This window comes from Sphingobium sp. L-44, from assembly GCF_056859495.1.
Genome location: NZ_JBSXOQ010000077.1, coordinates 1 through 13,330 on the forward strand (window position 1 = coordinate 1; position 13,330 = coordinate 13,330).

The window sequence follows — 13,330 nt, forward strand, 5'->3', positions numbered from 1 at the left end:
CAAACGGCGCAACCGCATCGAGATCATGTTCGGACGCCTCAAGGATTGGCGCCGGGTTGCTACCCGCTACGATCGATGCCCGACAGCCTTCTTCTCCGCCATCGCCCCCGCTGCCACCGTCATCTTTTGGCTTTGATCAACGAGTCCTGACCCTAAGTACGCTGCGCTCCGAACCACGGAAAACCACCATTTTCGTCACGTCATCATCTGAATGTCTATCGTCCCTAGATCAACCCTCGCACGATCCAGCCTGGCAGCGTCGCAATCGCCAGCAAAGTCCCCAACGGCACCCGGCTCTGCCCCTGCACCGCCCGGCCCAGCGCCAGCGCAACCAGCGCCCCCGCCAGCCCCAGCGAGGCGGCGATCAGCAGGATGAAGGGCAGCGCCTGCCAGCCCAGCCAGGCGCCGATCGCGCCGAGCAGCTTGGCGTCGCCCAGCCCCAGCCCTTCGCGCCCGCGCAGCGCGCGATAGCCGAGCGCGATCGCCAGCAGCCCCAGATAACCCGTTGCCGCGCCGATCACCCGGTCGACCAGCGCGACATCGGTGGTCCAAAGCCCCAGGGTAAAGCCGAAGAAGGCCAGCGGCAGGGTCAGCGCATCGGGCAGCCAGAAATGGCGCCAGTCCAGTAGCGCCAGGGTCAGCAGCAGCCAGCCGAGCAGCGCCCAGCCGATGCCGCCCAGATCGGGCACGAAACCCAGCGCCAGCGCGCCGATGATGGCGCAGCCCGCCTCCACCCGGCCATGGAGCGGATCGATCGCCGCGCCGCAGGTCCGGCAGTGGCCGCGCTGCACCAGCGCGCTCAGCATCGGCACCAGGTCGATCGGCCCCAGTAGCCGGCCACAACCGTCGCAGGCCGACCGGCCGCGCATCACGCCCCGCCCCTGCGGCCAGCGCAGGATCAGGGTGGCAAGGAAACTGCCCGCGATCGCACCCGCGACCGCGCCGATCAGGGCCGCCAAGGGATCGATCACAACGTCCCTTCGACCTTCAGCACATAGGCGTTGCCGACCGTGGCGAAGCCCGCCTGGCCCAGTGTCCCGGCAAGCGCCGGGTCGGCGGTTTCCACCCGCATTTCAGCGACATAGCGACCCGACCGCCAGATACGCAGATTGATCTTTTCCATGCCCGACTGGCTGACCAGCGGCAGCAGCAGCGCGTCACCATCGCAGGCGACCGTGCCCGACAACCCCTGCGACAGGTTCAGCCCGGCAATCTGCGTCGCCATCCGCGCCCGCACTCGGCCTTCGGCATGGCCGCAGACATCGCCGCGATAATAGCCGCTGACATCCTCCATCATCAGCCCGCTGACCGGCAGCGGCGCGAAGGTGCGGCCCAGCGGCACCGAACCGGTCACGTCATCGATGCCGATCCGGTCGAGCCCGACGGTCAGCGCCCCCTGGATGTCGTCGGGCTGGCCGCGATGGCGGGCAATGTCGAACCGCGCCCGGCCGACCAGCAACGATAGCGGCGACAGGCCGGCGCGCACCGACCCCATCGGCATTTCGCCGAGCATCAGCTGGTCGATCCGTCCGCTCCACACGCTGCCGCGTATCTCGCGCGCGGCCAGGCCCAGCCGGTCGAGCTGCGCCAGCCCCAATGCGACGCGCATCGGAATGAAGAGGATCAGGCCGAATATGAACAGCGCGATCAGGATGATGCGCATCCGGCGCGACAGGATCAGCCCCTTCATTGGCCGCCTCCGCGCACCAGCACCGCCTGCACCGACACGCTGCCTGCGGTCGGCGAGGGCCGCGCGCTCATCGTCTCGACACGCAGCCCCTGCGCCTCCAGCCCCGCAATCCAGCTCATCATCGCCACCGGGCGGACCGAGGCGATGGCGATCTCCATCCGGTCATTGCCCTGCGGCTGCGCCCGTTCCAGCGTCAGCCCGGCCTCGCCCGCGCTCTGGCCGACAAATTGTTCGATCGGGATGCTCGGGCCGGTCGGCGCGGGCCTGCGCGGCAGATGCTTCAGCAGCTTCACCTTGGCGCGGATCGCCGCGTTGCGATCGGTCGCTTCGCGCAGGGCATCGCGGGCGGACCGCTGCGCATGGGTCAGCGGCCGCGCCACGCCCAGCCACAATATGACCACTGCCAGCAGCGCGAACATCACGCCCAGCATCCATTGCTCGCGCGGCGACCGCTCGATCCAATAGGCTTTCATCCTGTCCATCATGACCGCACCGTAATATCTGCCAGCGTGCGCCCGCCCGGATCCTGGGACGGGGTCGCCGTGATCGTGTAACCGGCCGCCTGCAGCGCCAGCAGCACGATGTTGATGTCATCCGCCTTGGCGGCGGCCAGCGTCGCGCGCAGCATGCCGTCGGGATCGCGCGACAGCGACGTCAGCGACACGCCCGGCGCATCCTGCATCGCGCTCATCAGGCCGGCGACCGGCGCGGTGAAGGCATAGGCCCCGGCCCCGCGCGCGGCGAGCTGCCGGTCCATCTCCGCCTCGACCTGCATCACGTCCGAAGCCTCCGGCAACACCTGCCGCGCCAGCGCCAGGCTCTCGCCATCGACCTGGCTGGCGGCGACATTCTGCCGCACCAGCGTCACCAGGCTGATGAGCAGGCTGGCCAGCAGGATCAGGCCGCACCAGATCGCGATCCGGCCCAGCGCCCGCGTGTCGATCTGCCGCCGCACCCGCTTGGCGAAATCGCCCTGGCGCAGGTCGATCGGCGGCGTGTCGAGCGCCGCCACCAGCCGCGCTTCGATCTCGTCCGCCCCAACCTCCCGCACCGGCGCGTCGCCGATCAGTTCGGGCAGCGCCATGTCGGCGGTCAGCGCCATGTCCGCGCCGCGCAACACCAGCGCCCCGCCAATCGTTCCGGATACGAAACCAACCTCATTTTCCGGGAGCAGCAGCGCCGCCGGCACGATGATGTCCGGGTCCAGCCCATGATGCTGCGCCCAGAGCAGCCAATGCTGCATGTCGCTGCGCGCCGCGACCGCCACGATATGCGGGCGGGCCGGATCGTCATTCTCGTCGGCGGCGGCGAACAACTGGTCGGACGGCAGGATGGCGCCGGCCAGCGCGCCCAGCCGCGCCGCCGCCCGCCCCTGCCGCGCCGGCAGGTCGGGGTGCGACACCCAGTGCAGCGCCACCAGCGCGGCCGGCGGCACCAGCATCACCCGCGCCTTGTCGGGCAGCGCGGCCAGGCCACAGGCGGCCAGCCAGTTGGCACCGGCGCCGGTCTGGACGATCGCACCATCCACCACCCGCATCCATGTCGGCGCGTCCTCCGCCCCCTCGGGCAGCGCAATGATCAGGGCATCGGCCGAACTCATGCGCCCACCCCCCAATCGCGCCGCACCAGCCGGATCGGCGGTTGCCGGGCATCGATCAGCCCGCGCTCCACCACTTGCGTTCCCCCTACATTCACCGACACGTCCACTCTGAAAAATCCCGTCGTCAACTTGACCTGCTCGGCCACCTCGGTGAGCGGACTGAGCCCGACCAGAGAGGGTGCCTGCCAGAATTGCGGTATGCTGCCGTAGCCTTCCGCCGGCCGTTGCGCCAGCAATTGCCGTGCCTGCGCCACGCTCAACTGCCCCGGCAGCAACATCGCGAACAGGGGTGCCTGATCGGGCAGCAAGGTGTTGATATTGATCGGCGACATGTCTGATACCGGCAGCGCGCAGACCCACGGCCGGACCAGATCATAGACCGCCGGCGTGATGCCGTTCACCGCCCGCAGCTCGCTGGCGTCGACCATGAAGCGGTTGGCGGTGCGATAGGGCCGCGCCGCGCGGGCATAGGTCTCATCCTCCGCCCCAGCCGGCTGGGGCACGCTGTCGGTATCGATCCAGTCGGCGAGCGAGGCGGCGGCGACCTGCGCCTGGCGCACATCGACGCCCAGCGCCTGCAACAGCGCCTGAAACTGCGAAACCGCCACCGGGCGCACCTTCAGGCTGTTCTCATTATTGCCGGCGACCACGCTGTTGAGGTTGAAGCAGTTGCTGCCGTCGGTCACCCGCGCCGTCGCCATGCCGCCGGGCACCGGGATCGCCTGCGGCGTGCCCATCCAGTTGCCCGCCAGCGTCGTCTTGCCGGGGCTGGCCGCGACCAGATCGCCGATCTTGAGGCGCGCGATCACCATGCCCGCATCGGCAAAGGCCCGCCCCTGATCGACCGCGCCGCCATTGCCGGTCATCCGCGTCGCCAGCGCCACCCGCTCCAGCGCCGTGGCCGCCACCACCGCCATCACCGCGACCAGCAGCAATACGGTCAGCAGCGCCGCGCCGCGCTCTTCGGGCCGGTTGGGATCAGGCCGCCGCATTGGACGCCTCCTGATCGTCAAGCGGCGCTTCTTTGGGACCGGGCGCCACCAGGAAGCGCAGCGTGACCGGCGGCTCGCCGGTGCGCTTGACCACCATCTCCACCGCGCGCGGCATCAGGTCGGGCTGGCCCGGCGTCCAGTCCTCGCCCCACTTGCCCTCTACGTCGCGGAAGCGGAGCGTCACCTCCTCGACATGGTCGAGCAGCGCCGCCGGCTCGTCGCCCGCAGCTCCGTCGATCTGGGCATAGCCGCGCCGTTCCAGCCGGCCCTGCCGCACCCAATATTCGACTTTCTGCAAGGACGGTCGGGGCAGGTCGCCCAGATTATCCCATCCGCCGCGCACGAACTGCATCACCGGCTGCTCCTCGCCATCGCGATGCGCCCAGAAGGCCGGCGCCAGCGTCCCCGCCTCGGTGCGGCTGATGCGCGGCACCGCCTGGCCAAGATCGGCCGACAACGCCCCCGCGGCCCGCTGGATCGCCGCCATGTCGTCCAGCCGCGCCTTGACCTGCGCCTGCGCCGACACGCTATTGCCCAGCAACAGCACGCCCGCCGCCGCCAGCATCGCAAAGATCATCAGCGCGACGAGCAGCTCGATCAGCGTGAAGCCCTGTTGGGCGGAACGCTCCAAAGCCGTAAAACCTTGTTCACCCCGTCCGCCTTCCGGCTTCTCCGGCCTCATCACTCCACCTCCCGCAGGAAGCTGAGCACCACCGGCGAGGCGCCCGGCTGGCCATCGACCACCAGATCGACCTGCAACAGGCGCTTGTCCTCGGTCGCCTTGACGGTGCGGGTCCAGTGCCAGCGGCGACCGCCATTCTCGACCTCGCCATCCTCCTCGCCGACCGAGGGCGGGGCCACATCGCTCTGCACCTCGACCATCAGGTTGCGGGCGACGATCTGGCCCAACGCCTTGCTGTCGAGATCGGCGGCGGTGCGCAGCGTCACCCCCTGCAACCGCACCAGCGCCAAAGCCGCCAGGCTGAACACCGCCAGCGCAACCAGCATTTCGAGCAGCGTGAAGCCGTGTTCGGCGGAACGCCTCAAAGACGTGAAGCCCTGCTGGGCGGAACGCATAGAAGACGTGAAGCCCTGTTGGGCGGAACGCGACGAAGGCGCGGCACCGTTTTCGCTTCGCCGATCAGCCACCGACCGCGACCTTTCCGGCCATGTCGACGCTGACCTGCACCCGCTCCGCCTCGCGCGCCAGGGTGATGGTCAGCGGATCGGTGGGCAGGCCAGTGCCGTCAAAGGCAATCTGTTGGCGGCCGTCCTGGCCCACCAGCGCCCGCGTGCCGGTCTTCCAGTTGGCGCTGACGAAGGGCTTTTCCTCCATCGGCACCCATTGGCTGCCCTCACGGCGCTGGAAGCCGTAGCCCGAGGCCGAGACCCACACGCCCATCGGGCGCGCGGTAACGACCGCTTCGTCGCGCGCGGCGGCAACGCGCGCGGCAAAGCGGTCGGCATCGTCAACGATCCGGCCGCGCGGATCTGGAATGGCGATCACCACGGCAGCCGAAATGAAGCCGATGATCGTCAGCACGACCATCAGTTCTATGAGGGTAAAGCCGTTGCGTGGCGGAGCCGATGCCTCACCACCGTTCGGGCTGAGCCTGTCGAAGCCCCCTGCCGAGCAGAGCGAGGCACCTCGCTCCGCTCGACGTGCGCCATCACATTTCGCTGGAATAGATGTCCGCATTCTCATTCTCGCCGCCCGGCTGGCCATCGGCGCCCAGCGAGCTGATGTCGAACGCGCCCTTCTTGCCCGGCACGGTGTAGATATAGGCGCGGCCCCACGGGTCCTGCGGCAGCTTCTTGATATAGCCGCCCCGGCGGTAGCGCTGCGGCTGCGCCAGCGAGGCGGGCGGGTTGAGCAGCGCCTGCAGCCCGTCCGACGCGGCCGGGTAGGTCAGGTTGTCGAGGCGATATTGCTCCAGCGCCTGTTCGATGGTCGAAATATCCGCCTTGGCCTTTTCGACGCGGGCGGTATCGGTTGCAGGAATGACGTTGATCGCCACGATCGTCGCCAGCAGGCCGATGATGACGATGACGACCATCAGTTCGACCAGCGTGAAGCCGTGTTCGGCGGAACGGCGCGCGGCAAGCTGCGCCTCCCGTTCGATCAGCGCGGCCCGGATCTTGTTCAACTTCAGCATATTCTACTCCTTCAAGCCCCGGTCAGGCTTTGCAGCTGCAGGATCGGCAGCAGGATGGACAGGATGATGACGGCGACGATGCCGCCCATCAATATGATGATGATCGGCTCCAGCATCGCGAGCGCGGCCGAGGTGAAGGCGTCGAACTCGCGCTCCAGATAATCGGCCGCGCGCTCCAGCATCGTGTCGAGCCGCCCAGCACTCTCGCCGCTCGCCGCCAGATAGACCAGCAGCGGGGGAAACACCCCTGCCCGCTTCAACGCCGCCGACAGGCTGCCACCGCCCCGGATCGCCTCGACAATCTCGTCCGACGCCTTACGCAGCACCCGATTGTGCACCGTGTTCGCGGTCAGCGACAGCCCCTCCATCAGCGGCAGCCGGCTCGCCACCATGGTCGAGAGCGTACGCGCCATCCGCGCGGCGTGCAGGTCGCGGATCAGCCGGCCCAGCACCGGCAGGCCCAGCAGCATCGCGTCGAAGCGAAAGCGGAAGCTGTCGATCTTGAGCGCGCGCCAGAAGCCGAAGGCGCCAAGCCCGATCAGGATCAGCAACAACCACCAATAGCCCGCCAGAAAGGCGGAAATGCCCATCACCATGCGCGTGAGCAACGGCAATTGCTGCCCCACCGTGTCGAACTGCTCAACCACCTTGGGCACGACGAAGATCATCAGCGCCGCGACCACGAACACGGCAAAGGTCGCCAGCACGGAAGGATAGGCGATCGCGGTCAGCACCTTGGAGCGCATGATCGCCTGCCGCTCCATCAGTTCCGACAGACGCTCCATGATGGTCGGCAGGCTACCCGAGCTTTCGCCGGCCGACACCATCGCGCGATAGAGGGCGGGAAAGCTTTTCGGCTCCGCGCCCAGCGCATCGGCCAGCCGCCGTCCCTCCAGCACACCCGAATGGACCTTGCCCACGATCGCGCGGACATGATCCTGCTCGCTCTGCCGGCTGATGGTGCGCAGCGATTCCTCCAGCGGGCTCACCTGGATCAGGGTCGACAACTGCCGGGTAAAAAGCGTCAGCTCCTTGGCCGACAGCTTGGGCGCGCGCAGCGACAGGCCAGCCCGCTTGCGCGCGACCGACACCGCGCCCGGCTCCAGCCGGACGACGAACAGCTTGCGCGCATCCAGCTTTACCCGCGCCTCGTCCAGGCTGTCCGCCTTGACGCTGCCCTTGCGTTCCTTGCCCGCCGGGTCGATCGCGACATAGTCGAAATCAGCCATCGGCAATGGTTTCCACCTCGGTCGCATCGCGGCGCGACACGCGGATCGCTTCCTCGGCCGTGGTCTGGCCGTCGCGCACCAGCGCGCGCGCAGCCGACCCCAGGTTCGGCGCATTGAGGAAGGCATGGCGGGCGATCAGCGACTCGTCGCCGCCATCGTTGATCAGGCGGCGGATCGTGTCGTCGACGCGGATCGCCTCGAACACGCCGATCCGGCCCTTGTAGCCGGTGCCATTGCATTCGTCGCAGCCACGCGCCCGGTAGATGATCGTGCCGGGGTCGAAGCCCAGCAGCGCGCTTGCCGACTTGTCGGCCTGCACCGGCTCGCGGCAATGCTGGCACAGCCGCCGCACCAGCCGCTGGGCGACGACGGCGCGCAGCGTGGAGGCGAGCAGGAAGGGTTCGACCCGCATGTCGCGCATACGGGTGATTGCGCCGACCGCATCATTGGTATGGACGGTCGACAGCACGAGATGGCCGGTCAGCGACGCCTGCACCGCGATCTCGGCGGTCTCGCGGTCGCGGATTTCGCCGACCATCACGACATCGGGGTCCTGGCGCAGGATCGCGCGCAGCCCGGCGGCAAAGGTCAGGCCGACCTTGGCATTGACCTGGGTCTGGCCGACGCCCTCCATCGCATATTCGACCGGGTCTTCGACGGTCAGAATGTTGCGGCTGCCATCGTTCAGGTTGCGCAGGCCGGCATAGAGCGTCGTGGTCTTGCCCGAACCGGTCGGCCCGGTGACCAGGATGATGCCGTTGGGCTCGCTCAGCCCCTCGCGGAAGATGCGATCGGGCGCGCCGGTCATGCCCAGCAGGTCGAGCGTGATGCCGGCATTTTCCTTGTCCAGGATACGCAGCACCACCCGTTCGCCCGCCCGGCTCGGCAGGGTCGAGACGCGCACGTCGAGCAGCTTGCCGCCCAGCGTCAGGCCGATGCGGCCATCCTGCGGCACGCGCCGTTCGGCAATGTCGAGCCGCGCCATCACCTTGATGCGGCTGACAACCACCGGCGCGACATGCGGCGGCATGCGCAGCGTCTCGCGCAGCACGCCATCCACGCGCATCCGCACGATCAGCCCCGTCTCATAGGGTTCGATATGAATGTCCGACACGCCCTGGCGGGCGGCTTCGGCAATGATGCCGTTGATCAGGCGGATCGCCGGCGCGTCGTCCGCGCTGTCGAGCAGATCGTCGGCGGTCGGAATATCGGCGGCCAATATGTCCAGTTCATCCGCGCCGACGTCGATCGACCCAGCCATGGCGGCGGCGCTGCCCTCCATCGCATAATGATCGGACAGATGCCGGTCGAACTGCGGCGCCTCGACAAAGCGCACATCAAAGCTGCGGGCGAGATGACGGCGCACCTCCAGCAGCACGCGCGGATCGCTGCCCTCGCGCACCGCGATCGACAGTCGCTCGCCATCCTGCGGCAGCATCACCACGCCATGCTTGCGGGCAAAGCCATAGGGGATGTCGACGGGCCGTGGCGGAAGAACCGACGGCATTACCGTCACATGCTCCTGTTCGCTCACTTCTGCTCTCCGCTTGGTGGCAGGTCGACCGGGCGGACGACGCCGCTCGACTGCCGCACCGTGGGTTCGATGACCTGGACCTGTGCCGGTGCCGGCGATGTCGCCGGCGCGGCGGCACCGGCCTGCGGCTCGACCGTCATGTCGCCGGGCTGTGGCGCGATCGGCGGCTGCGCACCCATATAGTCGCGCACCAGCTCGTCGATGGTCGGCTCGCTGTCGGGGCTGCGCTGCAACTGCATGCCGCGCACATAGCCATAGCGCTGCTGTGTCAGGCGCTGCGCATCTTCCTTGGTGCGCAGGATGGTCGGGCGGATGAAGACCATCAGATTGGTCTTGGTCCGGCTCTTGCTGCGCGACTTGAACAGTTCGCCAATGCCCGGAATGTCGGACAACAGCGGGATACGCTCGATCGTCTTGCGCTCATTATCGTCCAGCAGGCCGCCCAGCGCCAGGATTTCGCCGTCATCGACCGTGACCGTGGTCTCGATCTCGCGCTTGTTGATGATCAGGTCGCTGCTCGAATTGCTGACCGGGCCGGCCACGCTCGACACTTCCTGCTTCAGGAACAGCTTGATCGCGCCGCCGGTGTTGATCTGCGGCTTCACCTCCAGCTTGATGCCGACATCCTGGCGCTGAACGGTGCGGAACTGGTTGTCGAAATTCTGGCTCAGCGCCTCGCCGGTGGTCACCGGCACCTGCTGGCCGACCAGGATCGACGCCTTCTGATTGTCCAGCGTCATCACCGACGGCGTGGAAAGCAGGTTACTCTCGGTATCCGACTTCACCGCATTGATGATCGCGCCGAAAATGCCGTTCTTGCCGATCTGCGTACCCAGGCCCCCGACGATGCCGGTCGCACTGGCCAGACTGTCGACCGCCGCCTGGGTCAGGCTGCTGGCCAGGTCGCTGTTGGTCTGCGTCTCGGTCGTCGTGGTCGTGCCGTCGGCCGCCACCACCGTCGTCTTGGTGGTGCCCAGCTTGGTCGCGCCATAGGCACCGGCAATGGTGATCAGGCTGGGCGAGGCATTGCTGTAATTGGTCGCGGCAAAGCCGGTCGACGTGCTGCCGAGCAGGAACTGCACGCCCAGCTTCTTGGCCGCCGCATCGCTGATCTCGACGATGATTGCCTCCACCAGCACCTGCTCGCGGCGGGTATCGATCTGGCGGATGGTCTCGCCCAGCATGCGCTGCACGTCGCTGTTGGCGGCGACGATGATCGCATTGGCGCCTTCATAGCGGGTGACGATCGCCGGGCCGCGGGTCGAAATGCCGCTGCCGCTCGATCCGCTGGAGGCCGCCGCGACCGGTGCCGCCGCTGCGCTGGCCGGAGCCGCGCCGCCGCCAGCGCCGCCGCTGGCACCGGCCGCCGGGACCGAGGAGGTGACGGGCGAGCTGCTCGACTGGCCGATCAGCTGCTGCAACACCGGCAACAGCTTCTCCGCATCGGCATGCTCCAGCCAATAGACGCGGATTTCCGTGCCGCTCGCGGCCTGACGGTCCAGCTCGCGCGCCATATTGGCGAGGCGCGTGACGGTGTTCACATCGCCGCGAATGGCAATCGCATTGCTGCTGTCGATCGGCACCACGCTGGCGGCCGCCGGCGCGCCATTCTCGCCGCCGCCACTCTGCACCAGTGCCTGCAGCGATGTCGCGATCTCGCGCGCTCCGGCATTTTTCAGCATCACCATCTGGGTCGAGCTGGTGTCGCGATCGACCCGCGCAATCACCTGACGGATGCGCGCGACATTGTCGGCATAGTCGGCGACGACGATGCTGTTACCGGCGCGATTGGCCGTGACCGTGCCTTCCTTGCTGATCAGCGGGCGCAGCGTTTCCAGCACGCTTGCCGCGTCGACCGAGCGCAGGCGGAAGACTTCGGTGACGAAGCTGTTGCGGGTTGCCGCCCGGCCCACCGCGCTGGGCTGGCCCGCCGCGCCGTCCGCCGGCTGGATGCGATAGGCGCCACCGGGTGCCGGCACCGCGACCAGCCCATTGGCGCGCAGCGTCGACAGCACGATCTCGAAATATTCCGACTTGGACAGCGGCCGGTCGGTCACCACCGACACCTTGCCCTGCACCCGGTTGTCGATGATGAAGGTGCGGCCGGTGACGCGCGCGGCATCCTGGATGAAGGCGCGGATATCGGCATCGCGCACATTCAGCGTCTGTTGCGCATGGCCGGGGACCGGGGCAGCCAGGACCAGCGCGAGGGCGGCGGAATATTTAAGGATATGTCTGGTCATTGGCCTTGCAATATCAGGTTGATCGGCACGGTGACGGCGCCGCGCTCCACGGTCAGGGACAGGCGTGCGCCGGGCACGATCTGGTTCTGCAATGATGCCAGGTCACCGGCCGATCCGATCGGCTGGCCGTTGATCTGGGTCACGATGTCACCGGCTTGGAAACCGGCATTTTGAAAGCCCGGCCCCTTGGGGCTCAGCACCAGCCCGGTCACCCGGCCATTCTGGGTGCGCGGGGAAAAGCCGATGTCGCGCTTCACCGCATCGGCGCTCGGCGCATCGCGGCCCGGCACCGGCGAGGGCGCGCCCTCGCCCGGCGCCATATCCCCCTCGGGCGCGCCGCCCGGCCCACCGGCCGGTCCGCCGGCCGCCGACGCCGGCTGCGACTGGTCGAGGAACACCTGCTCCTCCGCCCCGCCGCGATCGATGGTCACATGATCGAAGAACACCGCCTTCAGCACCACGCCCGGCATGATCTCGTCGCCCACGGCATAGCTGTTCTGGATGCCGTCAGGCGTCGCCAGGATCGCCGATCCCTGCCCCGTCCCCTCGTTCAGCCGCACGCCATAGAGCGTCAGCGCCAGCGAGGTGACGACGCCATTGCCCGCCTGCGGCGCGCCGGTGCGGAAAAAGGGATCGAAACTGGCGAACAGCGCCTGCCGCGCACTGGCCGAAAGCACCTGCGCCTGGCGCCCTTCCCAAGGGCCGAAGGCGCCGACCGGCGTCAGCAACAACCACACCAGCCGGGCCAGCTGCAATGCCAGCACGGCCAGCAACAGCTTCTCGACCAGCCCCAGCCAGTCGACCGGCCGCGCATAGCGCCGCCACCCTTGCAACTTGTCGCCGAACGGCACACGCATGAGCCGAAATGTCCCCCTTGGTTCGCCCGCCTGCTAGGCAACTCTTCTTACTGCCAGATGACGTTTATGTTACCATAATATGACAGGTAGCAATGGGGCCGCGACGATGCTTGCATTTCGCAGGGTCAACGATAGCTAGAGCCACGGAAACCGGCCTGTAGCGCCGTCATTCGCGGAAATAACCATGACCTCGTCCGACCCGATCCTGTCACCGCCCGCCGCCCCTGACGCCGACCCGGCCTGGATCGCCAGCCATCCACGCGTCCAGCGGGTGCCCAGCAAGGATCTCACCCTCTTCATCCAGCGTGATTTCCTGAGTCTTGACGAATGCGCGCAGGTGATCGCGCGGATCGATGCGGACCGTCGCCCCTCGACCATCGCCGACGCCAATGGCGACGGCTATTTCCGCACCAGCGAGACCTGCGACCTAGACCATGGCGACCCGTTCGTCGCCGCCATCAACGCCCGGCTCGACAGCTTCGCCGGCATCGCCACCCAATATGGCGAACCGATCCAGGGCCAGCGCTACAGCGTCGGCCAGGAATTCAAGGCGCATACCGATTATTTCGAGCCCAAGGGCGCGGACTATGACAAATTCTGCGCGGTCGCGGGTAACCGCACCTGGACCTTGATGGTCTATCTCAACGAACCGGCCGCCGGTGGCGCCACCCGCTTCACGAAGATCGGCAAGACGGTGCAACCCGAAACCGGCAAGCTGCTCGCCTGGAACAACCGCATCACCCCGGATCGCTTCAACCCCGCCAGCATCCACCACGGCATGAAGGTCCGCAGCGGCGTCAAGCATGTCATCACCAAATGGTATCGCGAACGCCCCTGGGGCTGAAGGCGACGCCCCAGGCGGCGCACATATTACAGCCGCCCTGAGTGGTTAGAGTCCGTTTGGAAAATCAGGGATGAGCGTTTCGGCGTAGTAGGTTTCCACCCATGGCGACGAGGATCATCGCCTGTGAGACGTCGATGCGCTTTTCGTAGTCGCGGACCAGACGGCGCCATCGGGTCATCCATCCG

The 13,330-nt window shown here is 67.6% G+C and carries 14 protein-coding genes and 2 pseudogenes; 2 read left to right on the forward strand and 14 right to left on the reverse strand.

The window, feature by feature from the left end:
- Positions 1–136, forward strand: a 136-nt coding sequence (locus tag AC13EK_RS08145; RefSeq protein ID WP_483022157.1) for a transposase, incomplete at its 5' end; no start/stop codon positions are given.
- An 88-nt stretch (positions 137–224) separates the two neighbouring features.
- On the opposite strand, the gene AC13EK_RS08150 is transcribed toward AC13EK_RS08145, so the two are convergent.
- The 13 genes and pseudogenes from AC13EK_RS08150 to AC13EK_RS08210 all read right to left on the reverse strand — a co-directional run bounded on the left by AC13EK_RS08150 (position 225) and on the right by AC13EK_RS08210 (position 12,301).
- Positions 225–971, reverse strand: coding sequence for a prepilin peptidase (locus tag AC13EK_RS08150; protein WP_069338202.1), 747 nt, complete (start codon positions 969–971; stop codon positions 225–227).
- The gene (gspN, locus tag AC13EK_RS08155) at positions 968–1,690 is read right to left on the reverse strand and encodes a type II secretion system protein N (RefSeq protein WP_069338203.1); all 723 of its coding nucleotides are present in this window, start codon (positions 1,688–1,690) and stop codon (positions 968–970) included. The genes AC13EK_RS08150 and gspN overlap by 4 nt, the downstream gene beginning before the upstream one ends.
- Positions 1,687–2,175 (reverse strand): type II secretion system protein GspM, encoded by a 489-nt coding sequence (gspM, locus tag AC13EK_RS08160; RefSeq protein ID WP_069338204.1) that lies wholly within the window; start codon positions 2,173–2,175, stop codon positions 1,687–1,689. Before gspM ends, gspN begins: the two co-directional genes overlap by 4 nt.
- On the reverse strand, positions 2,172–3,290 hold the full coding sequence (gene gspL, locus AC13EK_RS08165; RefSeq protein ID WP_069338205.1) for a type II secretion system protein GspL: 1,119 nt from the start codon (positions 3,288–3,290) through the stop codon (positions 2,172–2,174). The genes gspM and gspL overlap by 4 nt, the downstream gene beginning before the upstream one ends.
- Complete coding sequence (gspK, locus tag AC13EK_RS08170; RefSeq protein ID WP_069338206.1) at positions 3,287–4,282, reverse strand: type II secretion system minor pseudopilin GspK; 996 nt, start codon at positions 4,280–4,282, stop codon at positions 3,287–3,289. Before gspK ends, gspL begins: the two co-directional genes overlap by 4 nt.
- Entirely contained in the window at positions 4,269–4,964 is a 696-nt protein-coding gene (gene gspJ / locus AC13EK_RS08175) for a type II secretion system minor pseudopilin GspJ (protein ID WP_069338207.1), read from the reverse strand. Before gspJ ends, gspK begins: the two co-directional genes overlap by 14 nt.
- The gene (gspI, locus tag AC13EK_RS08180) at positions 4,964–5,359 is read right to left on the reverse strand and encodes a type II secretion system minor pseudopilin GspI (protein WP_048937265.1); all 396 of its coding nucleotides are present in this window, start codon (positions 5,357–5,359) and stop codon (positions 4,964–4,966) included. The genes gspJ and gspI overlap by 1 nt, the downstream gene beginning before the upstream one ends.
- A 64-nt stretch (positions 5,360–5,423) precedes the next feature.
- Positions 5,424–5,855: pseudogene (locus AC13EK_RS08185) on the reverse strand (GspH/FimT family pseudopilin); the annotation flags it as partial.
- Between the two features lie 97 nt (positions 5,856–5,952).
- Positions 5,953–6,438, reverse strand: coding sequence for a type II secretion system major pseudopilin GspG (gene gspG, locus AC13EK_RS08190; protein ID WP_069338209.1), 486 nt, complete (start codon positions 6,436–6,438; stop codon positions 5,953–5,955).
- Positions 6,439–6,449: 11 nt separating this feature from the next.
- Positions 6,450–7,667, reverse strand: coding sequence for a type II secretion system inner membrane protein GspF (gene gspF, locus AC13EK_RS08195; protein WP_069338210.1), 1,218 nt, complete (start codon positions 7,665–7,667; stop codon positions 6,450–6,452).
- The gene (gspE, locus tag AC13EK_RS08200; RefSeq protein WP_010336568.1) at positions 7,660–9,174 is read right to left on the reverse strand and encodes a type II secretion system ATPase GspE; all 1,515 of its coding nucleotides are present in this window, start codon (positions 9,172–9,174) and stop codon (positions 7,660–7,662) included. Before gspE ends, gspF begins: the two co-directional genes overlap by 8 nt.
- Before the next feature lie 23 nt (positions 9,175–9,197).
- A complete protein-coding gene (gene gspD / locus AC13EK_RS08205) occupies positions 9,198–11,444 on the reverse strand; it encodes a type II secretion system secretin GspD (RefSeq protein WP_277788675.1) in 2,247 nt (748 codons plus the stop codon).
- Positions 11,441–12,301 (reverse strand): type II secretion system protein N, encoded by an 861-nt coding sequence (locus AC13EK_RS08210; RefSeq protein ID WP_069338211.1) that lies wholly within the window; start codon positions 12,299–12,301, stop codon positions 11,441–11,443. The genes gspD and AC13EK_RS08210 overlap by 4 nt, the downstream gene beginning before the upstream one ends.
- Positions 12,302–12,485: 184 nt before the next feature.
- Here AC13EK_RS08210 and AC13EK_RS08215 point away from each other — a divergent pair, with 184 nt between their 5' ends.
- Positions 12,486–13,145 (forward strand): prolyl hydroxylase family protein, encoded by a 660-nt coding sequence (locus AC13EK_RS08215; protein WP_069338212.1) that lies wholly within the window; start codon positions 12,486–12,488, stop codon positions 13,143–13,145.
- A 64-nt stretch (positions 13,146–13,209) separates the two neighbouring features.
- Here AC13EK_RS08215 and AC13EK_RS08220 read toward each other — a convergent pair.
- A pseudogene (locus AC13EK_RS08220) lies at positions 13,210–13,330 on the reverse strand (IS5/IS1182 family transposase); the annotation flags it as partial.